This window comes from Labrenzia sp. THAF82, assembly GCF_009363435.1.
Taxonomy (GTDB): domain Bacteria; phylum Pseudomonadota; class Alphaproteobacteria; order Rhizobiales; family Stappiaceae; genus Roseibium; species Roseibium porphyridii.
On record NZ_CP045354.1, the window covers coordinates 472,598 to 493,206 of the forward strand.

The window sequence follows — 20,609 nt, forward strand, 5'->3', positions numbered from 1 at the left end:
CAGTAGCTAGGGTCAGTGTGTGGCAAAGCTTTGGCGTTTGGCAATCAAAACTCGTCTTCTACGCCGTTTTGTACCAGAATTTCGCGTTTCCCGGCATGGTTGGCGGCGCTGATCACACCTTCTTGTTCCATGCGTTCGATCAAAGATGCAGCGCGATTGTAGCCGATCGACAGGCGTCGCTGAACGTAGGAAGTCGACGCTTTCTTGTCTCGCAGGACAATGGCGACTGCCTTGTCATAGAGCTCGTTGCCCTCTCCGCCGCCTGCAAGACCGCCACCACCGTCATAAGGACCGTCGCTGGCTTCTTCCTCTTCCGTGACAGCTTCCAGATATTGAGGAGTGCCCTGCACTTTCAGATGTTTCACAATATCTTCGACTTCATCATCGGAAACAAACGGGCCGTGGACACGCTGAATGCGGCCACCGCCAGCCATGAACAGCATGTCGCCCATACCAAGCAGCTGTTCTGCGCCCATTTCACCCAGGATCGTGCGGCTGTCGATCTTGGATGTGACCTGGAACGAAATCCGGGTCGGGAAGTTGGCCTTGATCGTGCCGGTAATGACGTCAACAGACGGTCTCTGGGTCGCCATGATCAGGTGAATGCCGGCGGCTCGGGCCATCTGGGCAAGGCGCTGAATCGCACCCTCGATGTCTTTGCCCGCAACCATCATGAGGTCGGCCATCTCGTCCACGACGACGACGATGTAAGGCATCGCCTCGAGCGGCAGTTCCTCTTCCTCGTAGATCGGTTGCCCGGTTTCGCGGTCAAACCCGGTTTGAACCGTGCGCGTAAAACTTTCGCCTTTTTCCAACGCCTGCTTGATGCGGGTGTTGTAGCCGTCAATGTTCCTGACGCCCATTTTGGACATCTTCTTGTAACGGTCCTCCATTTCCCGGACGGTCCACTTCAGGGCGACAACGGCCTTGTTCGGATCGGTGACAACCGGCGTCAGCAAATGCGGGATGCCGTCATAGATGGACAGCTCCAGCATCTTTGGGTCGATCATGATCATTTTGCACTGGTCCGGCGTCAGTCGGTAAAGCAGTGACAGGATCATGGTGTTGATGGAGACCGACTTACCGGAACCTGTGGTACCGGCCACAAGCAAGTGAGGCATGCGCGCCAAATCGGCTACAACGCTTTCGCCGTTGATTGTCTTGCCAAGCGCAAGCGCCAGTTTCGATTTGGACTTTTCAAAGTCCTGCGCGGCCAGAAGTTCTCGCAGATATACGGTTTCACGTCGGGCATTTGGAAGCTCGATGCCGATCGCGTTCTTGCCGGGAATGACGGCCACACGTGCCGAGATTGCGCTCATCGAACGAGCGATGTCATCGGCAAGTCCAATCACGCGGGACGATTTGATGCCAGGGGCCGGTTCCAGTTCGTAGAGTGTGACGACCGGACCAGGGCGAACCTCGATGATTTCACCGCGCACACCAAAATCTTCCAGGACACCTTCAAGGATGCGCGCATTTTGTTCCAATGCATCCGCTGAAAGTCCCGGAACTTTGCCGCCGGCTTTGGGTTCTTCAAGCAGGCGCAACGGTGGCAGTTCGTATTCTTCCGGCGCTCCGAGGAAGGACGGCTGAGCTTCGTCAATCGCACGCTTGCTCTGCTTTGGACGAGGCGCGGGTGGAATGACCCGGCCTGCCTGAGCTGCTGCCTGTGCGGACTGACCTGGTTGCTGCGAAGGTGCTGGTGCCTGTTCCGGCGCAGCGATGCCGACGGGAACGGCCGGACGTCCGGTAACGGGGCCCTTGTCGATCAGAAGGTCGTCGGGTTCAAAACTCTCGCCCTCGTCTTCGAAGGGCGGTTCCTGATAGGGGTCGTCATGGTCGAAATCGTCGCCACCGCGACCGCGGCCGTAAAACTCGTCGAGGCCGTCGTCGTCCTGCGGCATGAGACGACCCTTGAGGGCGCGTTTGAAAACGCTCAGGCGACCACCGCGATGGTCCTCTTCCGCCTCATATTCGATGTCTTCCTCGTCTTCGTCCCAGTCCTCGTCATCCGGTTCAGGGCGTGACCGTTTAAGTCCCGTCAGGCGGCGGAGATGCGCACCGGTCGACATGCGCCAATGCTCCACCTGCCCGACAAAGGCGGTTGCCATCATGCCAAGGCGGGATTCACCTTCATCGTCATCAAGACCCAATTCGTCTTCAATGGCGCGGCCATGGCCAGCTGGCGCTGCCACCGGCTCGACGCGTTCTTTTGGCTGACCGATAGAACCGAGCCACCCGGCAGCGGCCAGCAGGAACAATATCGCCGGAACACCAAGGCCAAGTCCGCCGACAATCGTGGCCGCACCGCTGGTCATGTTTCCGGTGATCAGGGCCGGGAAGCTATGGACGGTGTCACCGAGGAAGCCGCCCAAACCAGTGGGGAGCGGCCAGCTTTCAGGAACCGGAAGTGCCGCAAGAGCACCAGCGGCCAGGCCTGAACCAATGACCCAATACAAGAGCCGCCTTCTGCCGATACCGAGTTCGTGACCTGTCATCAATCGCCAGCCCCACAGGACGAGCGGAATTAGGAAAACGGCAGTGGCCAGGCCGATGGTCTGCATCAGGATGTCAGAGATGACAGCGCCCGGTGCTCCGAGAGCATTGCGGACGGGTCCTTCGGTTGCATGGTTCAGGCTTGGATCGGCGACCGACCAGGTTGCAAGGCTTGCCGCCAGCATGGCTGCAAGTGCAATGATGCCAAGGCCGGACGCACCCACGAGATTGCGTCTAAGGAAGCGCTTGAGCGGGCTTTCCGTATCCAGCAGGTCTGCCGCTGTCCGGCGGCCGTTTCCGCGAACTGCACCGGCCCGTCTCATGACTTGTCTCCCAACCAGTTTGCAAATCGTTCAAGGGCGATTTCGGTCTGTTCCAGCGGTGCTGTCAGCCCCACACGAATGTAATGACGTCCCGGATTGCTGCCGTCCGATTGATCGGATGCGAGATAACTGCCGGGTACGACTTTCACGCCGATATCGGTCCAAAGGGATCGGGTCACGGCAACACCGTCTCCCCACCTGGACACGTCGAGCCACAGGAAGAACCCGGCTTCAGGCGTGACCTTGCCAAGGATTGGGCCCAGATGACGTTCGGCAGCCTTGAACTTTTCGTTGTAGAGCCGCCGGTTTTCGGCGACATGCGCCTCGTCCTGGTAGGCTCTCACGGCAACGGCCTGCGCAGGCAGAGGTACCTGGGGCGCGGCGAGGCCCCGGAATTTCGACCATTTTTCAAGGAAAACCGGATCACCGGCGGCAAAACCGCAGCGCAGACCCGCCAAATTCGAGCGTTTGGACAATGAATTCAACACAATGATGTTGGCAAAGTCGGTGCCCATAGCCTTCGCGGCTTCCAGAATACCCGGAGGCGGTGTCTCCCGGTATATTTCCGAATAGCACTCGTCCGCGAAGATAAAGAACCGGTGCTTGCGTGCCATCCCGATCAACCGCTGCCAATAGGCAATATCAGCGACAAAGCCTTCCGGATTGGTGGGCGAGGCAACATAAAATGCGACCGTCCTGTCGAGTAACTCTGTGTCCAGACTGTCGAGATCAGGCAGAAAATTGTTGCCGGGAACTGCGTCAAGCAAAACGGCTTCCCCGTCTGCGACGTGGGCAGCAGCAGCATACGTTTGATAAAACGGGTTGGGCAGGATAACCGCGGGATGGTCGAGGCCCTTGTCCAGCTGATCCCGCGCTGCAATTGCGCCAAAGGACAAACCTTCGCGCGAACCGTTCAGCGGCAGGACACCGTTTTCAGCGTCTACCATGCCATCAAGCGAATAGCGCTTGTCGAGCCATGTAGCGATGGCCTGGCGGAATTCCGGCGATCCCTTGATCGGCGGATATCTCCGAAAACCGGCGAGATTCTTGGACAGGACTTCACCGGTAAAATCGGGAATCGCATGCTGTGGCTCACCAATGGTCATGATGATTGGGTCAAGACCAGGTGTCTCACCGTCCAGCAGTTCGGCAAGGCGTTGAAACGGATTGGAGCTCGGCAGGCATGCTCCGCGCTGATAGGCAATTTGGCTGGCAGTCATCGAGGATCCGCAGTCGTTACGCATAACTTTGAGACGACCCTATCGCCCACATGGTAAAGCTCTTATTAACCAAGCAGGCCGTCTTGTGATTTTCAGCCATGATTTGAGCTGAGGTGATCGCTTTTTCAGAGTTGCTCCCATAGAGACGGCTTGCAGGTTGTCCGACTTGTTTCGCTGATCGGGCCGGCCGACAAGAATTGCTTGTTTAATTGCAAAGGTTTTGCTCTCATCTGGCCAGAAAACAATTGAGCCGGGGGTGCCTCTTTCGTGACTGAACAGCCTAAAACCGTCGTCTGTTTCGGAGATTCGCTCACATGGGGCTTCAATCCGGTCGATAAGTCCCGTTTCGGGCACGACATCCGTTGGACACGGTTGCTGCAAAGAGAGCTTGGTGCCCAATATTATGTGGTTGAAGAAGGGATCAATGGCCGTACGACCGTGTTCGAAGATCCCGTGCGGGGTGACAAGAACGGGTTGGCGCATCTGGAAGGCATTCGCAAAACCCACATGCCCATCGACATCATGACCATCATGCTGGGCACGAACGATCTGCAGGATCGTTTCTGCATGAGCGCGGATGCAATTGGACGCGCCATGGGCCGGATCCTTTTTTCCGCGACCCGTGCGACGGATGATGTCGAAGGTCGAGCTCCGAAAGTTCTGTTGATGGCACCACCGCCACTGGGTGACTTCACTGGCAAGGAATTTGCCGGCGTTTATTCAAATGCTCACGGCCGCGAGCAGTCGAAACTGATTGCGGGTGTCTACCGGCAGATCGCGGCGGAATATGGCGTTGGATTCTTTGATACGTCCAGCGTGATATCCGTGAGCGACATTGATGCCATTCACTTTGAAGCCGCACCACAGGCGGATCTGGCAAAAGCGATTGCTGCTGAAGTGCGCGCGCTCGATACGGCATAAGTTAATTTCCCAGCTTTTCAAGCGCCTTACGAATGCGAACCTTGACCGATCCGGCAGTTTCAACGTCACGGGCGTCCGTCAGGATATTGCGCACCCTGTCGCTCATTTCAGGGTAGCTAAGTGCCAGAACGGCAAGGCCGTAGTAGGCCCACGCCCGCACAAATTTGTTGTCGCTACGGGTTCCGGTTTCGACAAATCCCTCAAGTTCGCTGTAGGGCGCTAGCGACAACTGGAGCTTCTCGAAATACTGAAGAACATGCAGCTTTGCTTCCCAATGTGAGATTTTGGCAAGCAGGCCGAGATGCTGTCGTGTGAGATCTTCAGGAAGCGGCGGCCCTTTCAGATCGAAGTGGCGCTTGAGAAGCCAGGTGGCACCGCGCTGGCAGTCCTCGATCTCACACAGCCCTACCAACGCCTGGACAAAAACCGGATTGGCGCGTTCACCTTCGAAAAGGGCTTCCAGTTTGCCGGTATCCTTGCCGTCCCACGCCGAAAGTATTGTGCGAAGGGTCTTTGACATGGGGCAATCAGAAGTCGACCGTCAGGCCTTTGATTTCCCAATCGTCATAGCGTGTGGGCTCCAGCCCCCCGCGACCGTTGACCTCTTCAGGCAACGCTTCCTGCTTGCCGTCTATCTCTTTGCGTCGTGCTTCTGCTTCCATCAGTGCGCGCTGGGCGGCGGGTGGCAGATCTTCAAATTTCTTTTTCGGGACAGCCTCGATTTCCGTCTTCAAGGAAGGGGCGTCGGTCTGCGAATAGGCAGCAGTTGCTGTGTCCGGTTTGTCCGTCATGGTTCCTGTTCATCCGGATTACGCTTTTGTCATGTGTATATAGGGCAATCTTGCCAAGAATGGCAGCAATTCCCATCTTGGAAATGGTACCGAAGTGCGAAAGCACGGTGACGGGCCGGGATCGAACCGAACAAGGAAATGGAAACAGGCGGCGATGAATTACATTCGCACAGCAATGCTTTTGGCGGCTATGACCGCCTTGTTTATGGGCATAGGCTTCATGATCGGCGGCCAGGCAGGCATGATCATTGCCCTGGCGATTGCTGCTGCCATGAACCTTTTCAGTTATTGGAACGCCGACAAGATGGTTTTGCGCATGCATCATGCGCGAGAAGTCGATGAACGCTCAGCTCCAGATTTTTATCGAATGATACAGCGTCTGGCGCAGAATGCCGATCTGCCAATGCCGAAGGTCTATGTCATCGACAATCCGCAACCGAATGCGTTTGCGACCGGCCGGAACCCGCAAAATGCTGCCGTTGCCGCGACGACCGGCCTCTTGAACATGCTGACGTCAGAGGAAGTTGCGGGTGTCATGGCGCATGAACTGGCGCATGTGAAAAACCACGACACCCTGATCATGACGATCACGGCGACCATTGCCGGTGCGATTTCCATGCTGGCCAATTTTGCCTTCTTCTTTGGCGGCAACAGGAACAATCCACTTGGCATTGTCGGCATGTTGCTGATGATGATCGTTGCTCCGATGGCTGCGATGGTTGTGCAGATGGCGATTTCGAGGACGCGCGAATATGCGGCAGACCGGATGGGCGCTGAAATCTGTGGCGAGCCCATGTGGCTGGCATCCGCGCTTGGCAAGATAGCTGGCGGGGTGAAACGAATTCACAATCCGGATGCGGAAGCCAATCCGGCAACAGCGCATATGTTCATCATGAATCCGCTGTCCGGCGAGCGCATGGACAATCTGTTTTCCACGCACCCGAACACGGAGAACAGGATCAACGAGTTGCGCAAACTTGCCGATGGTGGGCTTGGAACCGGTGGCCGGATGTCATTCAGCCGCGGCTCTTCTCCGCAATCTGGCCCCTGGGCCGGATCTGGCCGGTCAGAACCGGCAAGTCCGCCGCGCAGTCCGAAGGGCCCTTGGGGCTGATCACAAGGCGAACGCGCAAAAACTTCTTTGCCAACTGCCCTCAGCACCTTAAACTTGTTTCATCGCGCCGCAGCCGGAGCCCCCGTCTGCGGCGCTTGGTTTTCCTGAACATGGTAAGATGACTTGACGAGACGGCCGAACAACAATCGTAGACCTGCTGCCACTGATGGAAGCCAGCCAGCCGACAAACCGGGCTTTGCCGCACGCAAGGTCGCTGCTGATATTCTCGGCAATGTCGTCCATAAGAAACGCCCGTTAGACGGAGAGCTGGACACACAGTCGGGTCACTCCGGGTTTCGTGCGCTTGCCGGTAACGACAGATCCCTGGTGCGGGCCATCGTCGGAGCGGGCCTGAGGCACAGGGGCGAGATTGCCGAAATCCTGACCAGACTGCTGGATCGGGATATTCCGGAGAAAACCGGCCGGGTTCTCGACATTCTTCATGTTGCCATTGCCCAGATGCTTTTCCTGGATGTTCCAGACAGAGCGGCAGTTTCGCTGGCGGTGGATCATGCGGGTCTGGATCGCCGCGCGCGGCCCTACAAGGGGTTGGTGAATGGCGTTTTGCGCCGCCTGGGGCGGGAACGAAGTGATCTTACTGAAGATCTTGATGCCGAACGTCTCAACACGCCTGATTGGCTCTGGACCAGTTGGCAGGAAACCTATGGTGAAGATTTGGCGCGCAAGATTTCCAGGGCGCATCAAAAAGAAGCTGCGCTTGATCTTTCCGTCAAGGAAAACCCGGCCGACTGGGCACGCCGCCTCGACGGCGTTCCGGTCGGCGTCGGCACCGTGCGTCTCGTCAAGAAAGGAGCTGTCGAGGCTCTGGAAGGGTTTGATGACGGTGCGTGGTGGGTTCAAGATGTTGCCGCGGCACTTCCAGCACGCTTGCTGGGGAATGTTGCGGGCTTGAAGGTTGCAGATCTTTGTGCGGCCCCTGGGGGCAAGACAGCACAGCTTGCAGCTGCTGGAGCCAATGTCACGGCAATCGACATTTCCAAAGGCCGGCTCAAGAGGCTGTCGGAAAATATGCAGCGTTTGGGATTGTCCGTTGAAACCGTTGCTTCTGACCTTCGAAGTTATGAACCGGCGGAGCCATTTGACGCGGTCTTGCTGGATGCACCGTGCAGCGCAACCGGTACGATCCGTCGGCACCCGGATGTTCCCTGGATCAAGAAGCCGTATGACATTGAGAAACTTTCGGAAATTCAAGCAGAGCTGCTGGATCGGGTGATCGCCTGGGTCAAGCCTGGCGGGTTGATCGTCTATTGCACCTGTTCCCTTGAAGCTGCGGAAGGGGAAATCCAGGTAAGTGCGTTCCTGGCGCGGCAAACCGGGAAAATCGAAGTGGTTGAGATAAACGCTGATGAGATCGGTGGTCTCACAGAATGCATTACGGCTGAGGGTTATTTGCGGTGCATGCCGTGTTACGAGGCTGGTGAAACGCCGGAAACTACGGGAATGGACGGATTTTTCGCTGCCAGATTCAGGCGGTCTTAACGTGGCATAAACTGTTCACTTGCAATGATTCCCTAAATGAAATGCTAACCTTAACGATCCGTTTCTTCAGTTTGTGATCGGAGAGTATCATCGTCGCGCGTGAACCATCGATGTTGGAGATGGTTTGGTGAATATCGCAAGCCTCAACGAAAGAAGCCGTATCTGGCGTCTTGTGGCCCTGCATGTTTGGCAACGCTCCCTGAAATGGATGCATGGCGGACCGCTGTTCCGCATGCAGCCGTTTTCGTCTGTGCCAGCGCGACTCCTGATTGCGCCTCAGGATCTGCGCACCGCCGACGCGACCAATGCTGCCGATATCTATGGCGGACGATTTCTGTTTTCCGGCCACCTGGTTGAAACACAGGGCAAATCACCGTTCGAACTGAAAGCCGTGCATGAGGACTGGCAGCGCGAGCTGCACAGCTTCGGCTGGCTCCGGGATCTGCGGGCGGCCGACAGCCAGATTGCCCGGCAGAATGCGCGTGCCCTGGTTGAGGACTGGATCAAATACAGCGGACGTTGGCATGAGATCGGATGGGAAGCAGGTGTTGTCACCCGCCGAATTCTGTCCTGGCTCGCCCATTCGCCTTTTATTCTCCAGGATGGCGACCACGATTTTTATCGCAGCTTCGTCAAGTCTCTCGCGCGTCAGGTTCGATTTCTCCGTCAGACCATCAACGAGACCGATGATGGTGTTGAGCGGCTTCACGCAGCCCTTGCGATTTCATCAGCCTGCATCTCAATGGCTGGACAAGGACGTTTCGCCCGCCAGAGTATCCGCCGTCTGGAACACGAACTGAACCGGCAGATTCTACCCGATGGCGGCCACATATCGCGCAATCCAAGGGCATTGATCGATATACTGGCCGACCTTCTTCCCGTTCGTCAGGCATTTGTCGCGCAAGGGCTGGAGATGCCTCCGGCCATGCTTCAATCGGTTGACCGGATGATGCCACTACTGCGTTTTTTCCGTCATGGAGATGGCGCGCTGGCGCATTTCAACGGTATGGGATCAACACCGGGCGATCTTGTGGCAACAATTCTGGCCTATGACGATGCGCGTGGCGCGCCACCGGTCAATGCACCTCATTCGGGATATCAAAGGCTTAGCGGTGGGTCGTCGGTCGTCCTTCTGGATACAGGCCCGGCCCCGGTTTTGAGTGTCTCGGGCGATGCCCATGCGGGTTGCCTATCGCTTGAGTTTTCATCGGCGACCAATCGCATCGTCGTCAACTGCGGGGTCTCTCCGAAATCCAACCCCTTGTGGCGCAAGGTGAGCCGGTCGACAGCGGCCCACTCCACAGCAACGATCGAGGACACGTCCTCCAGCCGTTTCCTCTCTGAAAAACCCTTCGGTCATCTGCTTGGCGCTCCGATCCTCTCAGGTCCGGTAAATGTTCCGGTTGAGCGGGAGGACGACAGGGCTGGCAGCCGAATTTCGGCGTCCCATGACGGTTATGCTGCCGAGTTCCGGGTGCTGCACAAACGCGATGTCAGTCTCTCAGCGGATGGCACGGTGCTTGACGGTCTGGATACGTTCTCGGCGATCGGCAACGTTGATCCGGAACACGGGTTTGCCATCCGGTTTCACCTTCATCCATCGCTGCGCACGTCTCTCATCAGGGGAGGTTCGGCCGTCCTGCTGGTCTGCCGGGATGGCGAAGCCTGGGAGTTCGAAGCCCCGGGCAGTGAGATCGTTCTGGAAGAGAGCATTTATCTGTCGGATGTCTATGGGCACCGTAAGAGCGAGCAGATTGTTGTCGCGGGTGCACTCTTGGCAACGCCTTCCGTGGGGTGGCAGTTCCGCAAAACGGCGACTGCCAAGCTGAGCCGCAGGGGCACCAGCGATTTCGACGATGTCGGTGAACTTCCATTGGAAGAATAGGCGCATTAGCCAAGCAAGCAGCTTTCGATTTGACCAAAGACGTGATAGGGCGACGGCAACCTTCCCAGACTGTCCCAATCGCGAGGCATATTCATGGCCATTGTGTCCAAAGCCGTTCCCGTTCCTGAACTGGTTTCCGTTAAGCGCGCCCTTCTTTCCGTTTTCGACAAGTCAGGCCTCGTCGACTTCGCAAAGGCGCTGGCAGAGCGCGGTGTTGAACTGGTTTCCACAGGTGGGTCCTACAAGGCTTTGAAAGACGCCGGTCTGGAGGTGCTGGACATATCTGAGGTGACCGGTTTTCCGGAAATCATGGATGGTCGGGTCAAGACACTCCATCCGATGGTTCATGGCGGCCTGCTTGCCATCCGCGATGACAATGACCACCAACTGGCCATGGGTGAGCACGGTATCACCGGGATTGATCTGTTCTGCGGTAATCTCTATCCGTTTGAAGATGTCGTAGCATCGGGTGCCGACTATGCAACCGGTATTGAAAATATAGATATCGGTGGTCCGGCAATGACCCGCGCGGCTGCCAAGAACCATGCCTATGTCACGGTTGTGACCGATCCGGCTGACTACGAGACGGTTATTTCCGAACTGGACGCGAATGGTGGCCAATCGCCGCTGGACTTGCGCAAGAAACTAGCGCTCAAGGCTTTTGCCCGTACGGCTGCATACGATGCATCGGTTTCCAACTGGATGGCTGATCAGCTTGAGGACGCAACACCGGCACACCGGGCAGTCGGCGGCACGCTCGCCGAGGTGATGAGATATGGTGAGAACCCGCACCAGACGGCAGGCTTTTATAAAACCGGCGAAAAACGTCCGGGCGTTGCGACCGCGCGGCAGCTTCAGGGCAAAACCCTTTCCTACAACAATATCAACGATACCGATGCTGCCTTCGAATTGGTCAGCGAATTTGATCCGTCGCGCACAAGCGCTGTTGCGATCATCAAACACGCCAATCCATGTGGTGTTGCAGAGGGTGCAGACCTTAAGGAGGCCTATGAAAAGGCTCTTCGCTGCGATCCTGTCTCTGCCTTTGGCGGTATCGTTGCGTTGAACAAGGTCCTGGACGCCGCTGCAGCAGAAGAAATTGTCAAGATCTTCACTGAAGTCATTATTGCTCCGGACGCCGACGACGCGGCGCGAGAGATTATTTCAGCCAAAAAGAACCTGCGTCTTCTGACAACGGGCGGTCTTGCGGATGCCCGCGCGAAGGGTCTTTATGTCAAGTCGGTCGCAGGCGGATTGCTGGTGCAATTCCGCGACAATGGTGTGGTCGATGATCTCGATCTGAAAGTTGTCACCAAACGGGCGCCTAGCGACCAGGAACTGGCAGATCTCAAATTCGCATTCCGGGTCGCGAAACATGTCAAATCCAACGCGATCGTTTACGCCAGGGACGGTGCAACTGTCGGTGTTGGTGCTGGTCAGATGAGTCGGGTGGATTCAGCGCGGATTGCAGCGCGAAAGGCGCTTGATGCGACCGAAGCTGCCGGACTATCCGAACCGCTTACAAATGGGTGTGTTGTCGCGTCCGATGCGTTTTTCCCGTTTGCCGATGGACTGCTGTCTGCGGCAGAGGCTGGAGCCACCGCGGTTATCCAGCCAGGAGGATCCATGCGCGATGATGATGTCATTGCTGCGGCGGATGAAGCCGGGCTCGCCATGGTGATGACCGGCATGCGACATTTTCGACACTAATACTGTGATTTGCAGTCTAACTATATATAAATCCTGTAAAAATTGACAAAAGGTCTTCGGAATTACTTTGGGTTTTGAAGACCTTGTTAACTCTCAAATTGTAACTTCGCGAGCATTCCGGCAGACCTCATCTGCCGCCTATCGATTCGCGGAGAATATTGGTGTTTAAGAAAGCGAAGGTCACCACGAAGCTGATTGGTGCCAGCGCTGCGGCCATGACGGTCGCCCTGGCTATCGGCATCACAGCCATTGGCTGGCAAGCCTCGAATGTCACGGGAAAGCTGGCTCGCACAGAAGCTGAAACCGTTGCACGCGAGCAGGCAGAATTTGTTCAGCGGGGCCTTGAGAAGGGGCTCAAATCTGCGCAAGCCCTGGCCAGTGCCCTAGGCGGATTGAAGAACGCCGGCGCTGTCGATCGTGACGCATGGAATTCGGTAGTCGAAAATCTTGCACTCACCAACAAGGATCTGTCCGGCGCATGGGGCGTGGTCACGGGTGACCAGCTTGACGGGAAAGACGCTGAATTCAAAGGCAATGAAAAATGGGCCGCCGGCGGCGAATGGCAGCCGTATTTCTTCCGCAAGGCCGATGGCACGCTTGCCTATCGTCCGATTGAGGAAATTGATGTGGGAGACACAAGCGATCCCGCCGAACTCTGGTTCAATGGTGCCTATGTCTCCGGCAAGGACTACGTTACCGAGCCTTACAGCTGGGAGGCAGACGGCAAAACGGTCACCGGCGTTTCGTTCAGCATCCCGATTTTCAACGACAAGAAGGTCATCGGTGTTGCCGGTGGCGACATTTTGCTGACGCCGCTTTCGGATGTTCTCGCTCAACAGAAGCCGCTTGGTTCGGGGTCGGTTCACCTGCTGTCGCAAAATGGTGTCTGGATCGCGCATCCCGACCCTGCTGTCCTTGGAAAAAGCTGGTCTGAAGGTCGCTCTGAAGCCGATCTGGCGCATCAGGATCAGTTGCTTGCAGCCGTTGAGAGCGGCAACCGGTTTGACTATCAGGGATACTCCAATTCGCTTGGAGCCGATGTTCATCGTATCGTGGTGCCTGTTCCGATCGGAGAAACCGGGTCGAAACTTGCCGTTGTCGTAAGTGTGCCACTTGAGACGCTCAATGCGGCTTCAACGCAAATCCTGACGATGATCCTGGCCGTCGGAGCCGTCCTGCTCTTGGTCGTCGCGCTTTCCATCTACCTGGTCGGCAACGCAATTGTGCGCCGTCCGCTGGAACAGTCCGTACGCAGCATTCAGGCCCTGATCGATCGTCGGTACGACGAGCCGATCCACGGCACCGAGCGCAGCGACGAAATCGGCGAAATCAGCAAGGCTCTGGAGGTTTTCCGCGAAAAAGCCCAGCAAGCCGAGACTTTGACGGCGGAGCAGGAAGAAGCACAACGTCAACAGTTGGCGCGTGCTGAACGGATCAGCGATCTTTCCCTAAATTTCGACCGTCAGATTTCCGAGTTGACCGAAACGGTGATGAGCCAGGTGCAGGATCTGAACTCGGCCTCGGTCACCCTCACAGCGGGTGCGGACGATACCAGCGAAAAGAGCACTACCGTGGCGGCCGCCTCCGAAGAGGCATCGTCCAACGTGGAAACCGTTGCTTCGGCGGCGGAAGAGCTGTTGGCATCGGTTGGCGAAATTACCCGCCAGATGGGACAGTCGACCGAGATTGCTTCGCACGCTGTGGAGCAGGCACAGGTGACCAACGCAAAGATCGAAGGTCTTGCCGAAGCCGCCAACCGGATCAGTGAAGTTGTCAAACTCATTACCGACATCGCTGAGCAGACCAACTTGCTGGCGCTGAACGCGACAATCGAGGCTGCGCGCGCTGGCGAAGCCGGCAAGGGTTTCGCGGTTGTGGCGGCGGAGGTCAAGGAGCTGGCCAATCAGACGGCAAAGGCGACGGAAGAAATTTCGCTGCAGATCCAGTCCGTGCAAACGGAGACGGCCGGTTCGGTTGAAGCCATCAAGGGGATTTCCGAAACCATCGAGAAGATGAACGAGATTTCCTCAAGCATCGAAACCTCGGTTGAACAGCAGGGCCTTGCCACCAACGAGATCGCTCGCAACATTCAGGAAGCCTCCAATGGTACCCAGGAAGTTGCACAGAACATCGTCAAGGTCGCAGCGTCCGCCGACGACACCGGCAATGCGGCGCGGCAGGTTTCAGCTTCTGCAGACGTCCTGCAGAAGGAGGCCGATCGCCTGAAACAGGAAGTCGTGGGCTTTCTGGATAATGTCCGTCAGGTTGGCTAGGACCTGTTCAATTCAGCACCAAAGAGCGCGCCGGAGATCATCCGGCGCGTTTTTCTTTGACCATCGTGAGCAGGACCAGACCCACAAAGAAGAACACGAGAATAACTGACATTCCGGCTGCCTGGTTGGCGGTGATCGCAGTTACGACACCAACCGCAAGAGGTGCGAGGAAGCTTGTGACCTTCCCGGAAAGTGCCAGCAGCCCGAAGTACTGTGTCATGTGCTCATGCGGCGCCAGTCGGATCAAGAGGCTGCGACACGATGCCTGAAGCGGCCCGGAAACAGCACCGATGATTGCTCCCAACACAATGAAAACCTGTTCAGGCAGTGAAGCGAACAGCGCGCCTTCCGGTGCAGGCTCTGACTTGATCACAAAAAAGACGGTTGTCTTGTCGACAGAAATCATTCCAAGGCCACAGATCATCAGGACAATCAGGCAAAACAAAATGACAAGTTTAGCGCCGAAGCGATCATCCATCGGACCGCCCAGAAGCAGCCCCAGCGTACCCGTGATGGTCAAAATGATTCCAAAGGTCCCGATTTCGATAGATCCCCAGCCGAGTTGTCCTGCTGAATAAATGCCGCCGAAGGCAAACAAGGCGACCAACCCGTCCTTGAAAATCATGTTGGAAGCCAGGAACAGGAAGATGTTTGTGTTGGCGCGGGCCTGGGCGAGGCTTTCGCCGAGTTCGGACAAGCCTTTGCGAACCGCTGCGCCGATTTTTGCCCGCTTTGGTACATCGGGAACGAACAGAAACATCGGTATCGCGAAGATAATGAACCAGACGGCTGAGAAGGGCCCGACCGCGCGGTCTCCCTCCCGGGTGGCCGCATCGAGACCGAGAACCGGTTCGAAGCCCAGGAGTGTCCGTCCGGTTTCCGGGCTTGCCGCGAAAAACCCGAGCGCGATGACCAATGTGACCAGCCCGCTGACATAGCCCATTGCCCAGCCAAAACTCGACAACCGCCCGATTTTTGCTGCCGGAACCAGCGAAGGCATCATGGCGTTGTTGAATACAGTCGCCACCTCGATGGAAAGTGTGCCGATGGCAAACGCGAACAAGGCGACCGTAATGCTGTGGGCTCCGCCTGGAGCGGCGTACCAAAGCGCCCAACAACAGATCAGAAACGGAATGGAAAACAACAGGATCCAGCGTTTTCTCCGACCCGTTGCATCGGCAATTGATCCGAGCACCGGTGCCGAAAGGGCAATGCCAAGACCGGCGGCTGCCGTTGCATAGCCCCATAACGCCTGTCCCTCCGCGGGTGTCGAGGCGAGAGAGGCGGCAAAATAGGGTGCGAAGACGAAGGTCGTGACCAGGGTGAAAAATGGCTGGGCAGCCCAGTCAAAAAGTGCCCAGGACAGAACGGCACGGCGATCAGTCTTCAGGGTGCCGGTGTCAGCAACTGTTGTCATCAGAGCATCCTGTGCCGATACGAAAAGGGCCGGCAGCAGTCCTGCCGACCCTTTTCAGTCCTAGCATGTTTTCCAGGTCACGCCGTGCCGCAAATCTCGGCAAGCAGGCTTGCGGCGACCGAGAACTTGGAGACACTGAGCGCACCGTCCAGAATTTCAGTCACGGACCTTTGTGTGCGCGCAACTTCTGCAGTGTGGGATTCCAGCCAACCGTCAAAGCCACCTGATTTGACGGCCTGGATCGCGAGCGCACGGTGCGCGCCGAAGAGAGTTGCCCGTGCTCGGTCAAGAGCAAGGCCGTCATAGTAATCGCGCACATCAAGCTCATCGGTGCGTTCGTGCATGGCTCCGATCCTGAAGTGATGTGCAACCTGGAAATAGGCAGTTGCAGCAGTATCGAGATCAGCACCGGTTTCTTCAGAAACGATGACGATGTCTGGAATCGCTTGCTCGGCGATCAACCAGGCAATGCGTTTGGCAAGGTCTTCCGGCACGCCCCGGCTGATGTAGTCAGCTGTGCGCTGGTTCAAAATTGCGCCCGGCTCTTCCGGCAACAGGCTCTCGAGGCGGCCACGTAGGGCGGAGATTCCTGTCCGGAAACGCTCTACAACAGCGGACAGCCCTTTGTCGAAGGCAACGTTCCGCTTGAACCAGACCACCCGTTCCAGCAACAGGGACTGCACTTCGGAATAAAGCTCTAGCTGCAGTTTGCCGTCGATTTTTGTATCGAGGACATCAATCTCGGTGTTGAGGTCGGTCAGGTCGAAGCTGTTGCGAACTGCAACGAAGGCTTGAGCGATTTCTGTTGCCGTCGCGCCGGTCTGGTCGCGCAGGCGGGTAATGAAGGTCGCTCCGCCGCGATTGATCATCGAGTTCGCCAGCATGGTTGCGATTATCTCGCGGCGCAGCCGGTGTCCGTTGATCTCGTCCTTGTAGGTCTCTGCCATCTGGTCCGGGAAATAACGGAAAAGCTCGCGGGCAAGATAGGAGTCGTCGGGAACCGTGCTTTCCAGCAACGCGTCGTAAAGCGTAAGCTTGGCATAGGCCAGGAGCACACCAAGCTCCGCACGTGTCAGCAACTGACCTGCCTTGCGCATCTCGTCGAGAGTGGCCTCATCAGGCAACTGTTCGACAACCCGATCCAGAAGATCGGCTTGTTCGAGCTGGCGCATCATGCGGACCTGGAAACCGAAGTCTTCCATGCCGCGCAAATGGGTCATGGAGATCGCGAGGGTCTGCAGATAGTTGTTCCGCAAGACCAGATCCGCGACTTCGTCGGTCATCTCAGCCAGGAGCTCATTGCGTTGCTCGATGTTCAACTTGCCGGCTTTGACGGCTGCACCGAACGCAATCTTGATGTTGACCTCCATGTCGGAGGAGTTCACACCGGCGGAATTGTCGATTGCGTCCGAATTACAGCGTCCACCCTTCTTGTTGAACTCGATGCGAGCCAGTTGGGTCAGGCCAAGGTTTGCACCTTCACCGATCACCTTGGTGCGAAGTTCCGGTGCTGTAATGCGGATCGGATCATTCGCCCGGTCGCCGGCATCGGCATCGGTCTCCGTCGTAGCGCGAATATAGGTGCCGATCCCGCCGAACCAGAGCAGGTCAACTTCCATCTTCAAAATGGCCATCATGACTTCCTGCGGAGTCGCGCTGGCAACCTGAAGGTCGAGAAGCTTCTGAATTTCCGGAGACAGAGGTATGGATTTCAGCTGACGGGAAAAGATCCCGCCACCCTTTGAAATCAGGTCCTGATTGTAGTCCTTCCACGAAGAGCGGCCCATGTCGAACAAACGCTTGCGTTCGTCCCAGGTCTTGGCCGGGTCCGGATCGGGATCAATGAATATATCCCTGTGATCGAATGCGGCCACAAGTTTGGTTGCCTTCGACAACAGCATGCCGTTGCCAAAGACATCGCCCGACATGTCTCCCACACCTGCAGCGGTAAAGGGTTCGCTCTGAATGTCCCTATTCATTTCCCGGAAGTGTCGTTTGACAGCCTCCCAGGCACCACGGGCGGTGATGCCCATTTTCTTGTGGTCATATCCGGCTGAACCACCCGATGCGAACGCATCGCCAAGCCAGAAATTCCGTCCTTCGGAAATACCGTTGGCCGTATCGGAAAATGTCGCTGTGCCCTTGTCGGCGGCAACGACGAGATAAGGGTCGTCACCGTCGAAGCGCTGAACACGTTCCGGCGGCAGGATGCTGTCTTCTCCCAGGTTGTCGGTGACGTCGAGGAGCGCATTGATGAAGATCTTGTAGCTCTCGGTACCTTCAGTGAACCAGGCTTCGCGGTCGCTCATCGGAGGCAGTCTTTTGGGCAGGAAGCCACCCTTGGCGCCGACCGGAACAATCACGGCGTTCTTCACCTGTTGGGCTTTGACGAGACCGAGCACCTCGGTGCGGAAATCCTGAGGTCTGTCGGACCAGCGAAGGCCACCGCGCGCTACCATGCCGAAGCGCAAGTGAACGCCCTCGACTCTTGGGCTGTAAACGAAGATTTCTCGGTAGGGCCTCGGCTGCGGCAGATCGTCGATCGACCGGCTGTCGACCTTGAACGCGAAAGTGGATTTGGGCAGTCCGGCCTCATCCAACTGATAGAAGTTGGTTCGCAGGATCGATTCAATCGCGTTCTGGAAACGGCGCAGGATACGATCATCATCGAGGCTGGACACGTCTTCCAGGCTGCTTGTCAGCTCTTCCTCGAGGCGTTTGGTGCCGTTGGTGCGGTCCTTTTCGGTGACATCGGGATTGAACCGCAGGTGAAACAGTTCGACCAGCTTGCCGGCAATGGCCGGATAACGGTTCAAGGTGCCCCACATGTAGTCTTCGGAAAAGCGAATACCTGCCTGGCGCAGATATTTGGACAATGCGCGAATGACCGCGATGTCACGCCAGGCGAGATCCGCCGTCAGGACCAATCGGTTGTAGCCGTCGTTCTCGGCCTGGTCGGACCAGACCGCCATGAACATGCTTTCAAGGCGCGACTGGAGTTCGTCACCGACTTCAAAGGATTCCCCTGCCTGGGCCTCCAGGGTCATTTCGTGAAGATATGACATGCCAAGGTCCGCGGGCGTGACGCGGTAGGTGCGCTCGTTGATGACGCGGAAACCCATGTTTTCCAAAAGGGGCACGCGGGCAGACAACGGAATCGGAGAGCCGCTGTGATAAACCTTCAGCGATAGCCTGTTGTCCTTGGATCCCTTCAATCTGTGAAAGGTGATCGTCGTGTTATGCTCATCCGTCAGTGTTTCCAGTTTGACGATGTCGAGCAGCGCGGACTGCGCATTGTAAACTTCCTTGTAGCCGCCGTGGAACGACAAGGCATAGCGATCCGCCAGCGAGCGTGCCTTCGCGGGCGCGAACTCCTGCTTGAGCGCGTCACGGACACTGTCGGACCAGGTCCGGATCATGTCGGCGACTGCAATTTCCAGTTCTTCTTGAGGCGGCTCAGGTGTTTCGCCTTTGTCCCGGCCAACAATGTAGTGAACGCGCGCAAGCGGTCCTTCAGGATAGGTGACGTACCAAGCGGACACACGGCCTTCATAGACGGTCGCCAGATACGTGCCGACATTCAGGCGCACTTCGGTTGTGTAGCGATCACGGGGGACAAAAACCAGGATCGAGACATAGCGATCGAACTTGTCCGGCCGTGACAGGACGCGGATGCGCGGGCGCTCGTCCAGCTGAAGGATCGAAATGGCAAAACTGAACAGCAGATCGCGATCGATCTGGAAGAGCTCATCGCGTGGATAGGCTTCCAGCACGTTGCGCAGCGCGCGTCCCGAATGGCTTTCCGAGCCATATCCGGCGCGGGCGAGAACGCTGGCGACCTTGCGGCGCAGGAAGGGAATAGTGTTGGTAGGCTCGGTATAGGCGGTTGAGGCGAATAGGCCGACAATCCGCAATTCACCCATCATGTTGCCGTCGTCATCATAGAGTTTGGCGCCGACATAATCCATGTGAACGCGCCGGTGAACGTTGCTCTTCACATTGGCCTTGGCAATGATGAGCGGTTCCGGCTTGTTCAAGAATTCTCGAATTTCCGGCGTTATCTGTACAAATTCAGATCCGCGCCGGAGGACTCGCACATCAGGGTCGGTCAACAAACCGAGGCCGGTTCCTTCATGGGGTGAAAGTTCGCCTTCCTCGACGCCGCCCTCGAACGTATATTCGCGCATTCCGAGGAAAATGAAATTGTCGTTCTCCATCCATTCAAGAAAATGGATGGCTTCCCAGAGTTCGTCGCTGCTTCCGGGGATCTGCGTGGTTTTGTAAGTGTCAATTGCCTCGGCAAGACGTTCCTGCATCGGCTTGAAGTCGGTGACAACCGAACGGACGGAATTCAAAACCGCATCAAGTCTGTCCTGCAGGGCCTGACGAGCCTTGTCTGAATCGATCCGGGTGATGTGAATATGGATCAGGCTTTCTTGACGGTCCTTGCGCTTTGCCGGCTTTTTGCGGGCGACGGCCGAAAGTAATTTTCCGTCGTCGTCGCGTTCGACGATGAAGATCGGATGCAGGACGAGATGAACCTCTAGCTTGCTTTCCTGCAGCTCATCCATCACCGAATCGACCAGAAACGGCATGTTGTCATTGACGATTTCGATGACTGTGAGTTCGCTGGCTTTGTTGCCGGCTGCCTTGAAGGCGGGATCTGAAAGTTTGACCCGGTGCGTGCCGAGTTTGTGGGTCTGGAAATCCTGCCAGGCATCCTTGACGAAAGCAGTGAGTTCTTCACTGGAGTAGGCAACCACATCCTCCGCCGCGGCGCGGTCGTAAAACGCGCTGGAAAACTCCGCGAGGTCAGGGTCCTCTTTGTTCAAGGTGGTGTGGACAGCGTCGATGAGTTTCAGTTTCTCGACGTCGTGTTTGTCCGGCATTTTCCATCCCCTTAGGCGATCTTTTGGTTTGGCTCTGTCGCGCGCTGGTTCTAAGACTTAAGTTCATATT

General features: G+C 56.8%; 12 protein-coding genes. 6 read left to right on the forward strand and 6 right to left on the reverse strand.

Translation table 11 applies throughout. The features are described 5' to 3' along the window. Positions 1–44: 44 nt before the first annotated feature. Together FIV00_RS02275 and FIV00_RS02280 are read right to left on the reverse strand one after the other, a co-directional pair. On the reverse strand, positions 45–2,819 hold the full coding sequence (locus FIV00_RS02275; RefSeq protein WP_152499301.1) for a DNA translocase FtsK: 2,775 nt from the start codon (positions 2,817–2,819) through the stop codon (positions 45–47). After that, positions 2,816–4,039: an aminotransferase class I/II-fold pyridoxal phosphate-dependent enzyme gene (locus FIV00_RS02280; RefSeq protein ID WP_152499302.1), complete on the reverse strand. Its 1,224-nt coding sequence runs from the start codon at positions 4,037–4,039 to the stop codon at positions 2,816–2,818. The genes FIV00_RS02275 and FIV00_RS02280 overlap by 4 nt, the downstream gene beginning before the upstream one ends. A 267-nt stretch (positions 4,040–4,306) precedes the next feature. On the opposite strand from FIV00_RS02280, the gene FIV00_RS02285 reads away from it, so the two are divergent. Next, the gene (locus FIV00_RS02285; RefSeq protein ID WP_152499303.1) at positions 4,307–4,960 is read left to right on the forward strand and encodes an SGNH/GDSL hydrolase family protein; all 654 of its coding nucleotides are present in this window, start codon (positions 4,307–4,309) and stop codon (positions 4,958–4,960) included. A gap of 1 nt (position 4,961) precedes the next feature. On the opposite strand, the gene FIV00_RS02290 is transcribed toward FIV00_RS02285, so the two are convergent. Beyond that, positions 4,962–5,480 carry a hypothetical protein gene (locus FIV00_RS02290; RefSeq protein ID WP_152499304.1) on the reverse strand — a complete coding sequence of 173 codons (519 nt, stop codon included), beginning with the start codon at positions 5,478–5,480 and terminating at the stop codon, positions 4,962–4,964. 7 nt (positions 5,481–5,487) lie between these two features. After that, entirely contained in the window at positions 5,488–5,751 is a 264-nt protein-coding gene (locus FIV00_RS02295) for a DUF1674 domain-containing protein (protein ID WP_152499305.1), read from the reverse strand. A 154-nt stretch (positions 5,752–5,905) separates the two neighbouring features. On the opposite strand from FIV00_RS02295, the gene htpX reads away from it, so the two are divergent. The 5 genes from htpX to FIV00_RS02320 all read left to right on the forward strand — a co-directional run bounded on the left by htpX (position 5,906) and on the right by FIV00_RS02320 (position 14,233). Beyond that, positions 5,906–6,865 carry a zinc metalloprotease HtpX gene (gene htpX / locus FIV00_RS02300; RefSeq protein WP_152499306.1) on the forward strand — a complete coding sequence of 320 codons (960 nt, stop codon included), beginning with the start codon at positions 5,906–5,908 and terminating at the stop codon, positions 6,863–6,865. 123 nt (positions 6,866–6,988) lie between these two features. Next, the gene (locus FIV00_RS02305; protein WP_152499307.1) at positions 6,989–8,365 is read left to right on the forward strand and encodes an RsmB/NOP family class I SAM-dependent RNA methyltransferase; all 1,377 of its coding nucleotides are present in this window, start codon (positions 6,989–6,991) and stop codon (positions 8,363–8,365) included. 127 nt (positions 8,366–8,492) lie between these two features. Then, positions 8,493–10,250 carry a heparinase II/III family protein gene (locus tag FIV00_RS02310; RefSeq protein ID WP_209006783.1) on the forward strand — a complete coding sequence of 586 codons (1,758 nt, stop codon included), beginning with the start codon at positions 8,493–8,495 and terminating at the stop codon, positions 10,248–10,250. A gap of 93 nt (positions 10,251–10,343) precedes the next feature. Beyond that, positions 10,344–11,960 carry a bifunctional phosphoribosylaminoimidazolecarboxamide formyltransferase/IMP cyclohydrolase gene (purH, locus tag FIV00_RS02315; protein ID WP_152499308.1) on the forward strand — a complete coding sequence of 539 codons (1,617 nt, stop codon included), beginning with the start codon at positions 10,344–10,346 and terminating at the stop codon, positions 11,958–11,960. 161 nt (positions 11,961–12,121) lie between these two features. Continuing rightward, the gene (locus tag FIV00_RS02320; RefSeq protein ID WP_152499309.1) at positions 12,122–14,233 is read left to right on the forward strand and encodes a methyl-accepting chemotaxis protein; all 2,112 of its coding nucleotides are present in this window, start codon (positions 12,122–12,124) and stop codon (positions 14,231–14,233) included. Between the two features lie 37 nt (positions 14,234–14,270). Here FIV00_RS02320 and FIV00_RS02325 read toward each other — a convergent pair whose 3' ends face one another. Beyond that, positions 14,271–15,650 (reverse strand): MFS transporter, encoded by a 1,380-nt coding sequence (locus tag FIV00_RS02325; protein ID WP_152499310.1) that lies wholly within the window; start codon positions 15,648–15,650, stop codon positions 14,271–14,273. A gap of 77 nt (positions 15,651–15,727) precedes the next feature. Beyond that, on the reverse strand, positions 15,728–20,539 hold the full coding sequence (locus FIV00_RS02330; protein ID WP_152499311.1) for an NAD-glutamate dehydrogenase: 4,812 nt from the start codon (positions 20,537–20,539) through the stop codon (positions 15,728–15,730). Positions 20,540–20,609: the final 70 nt, after the last annotated feature.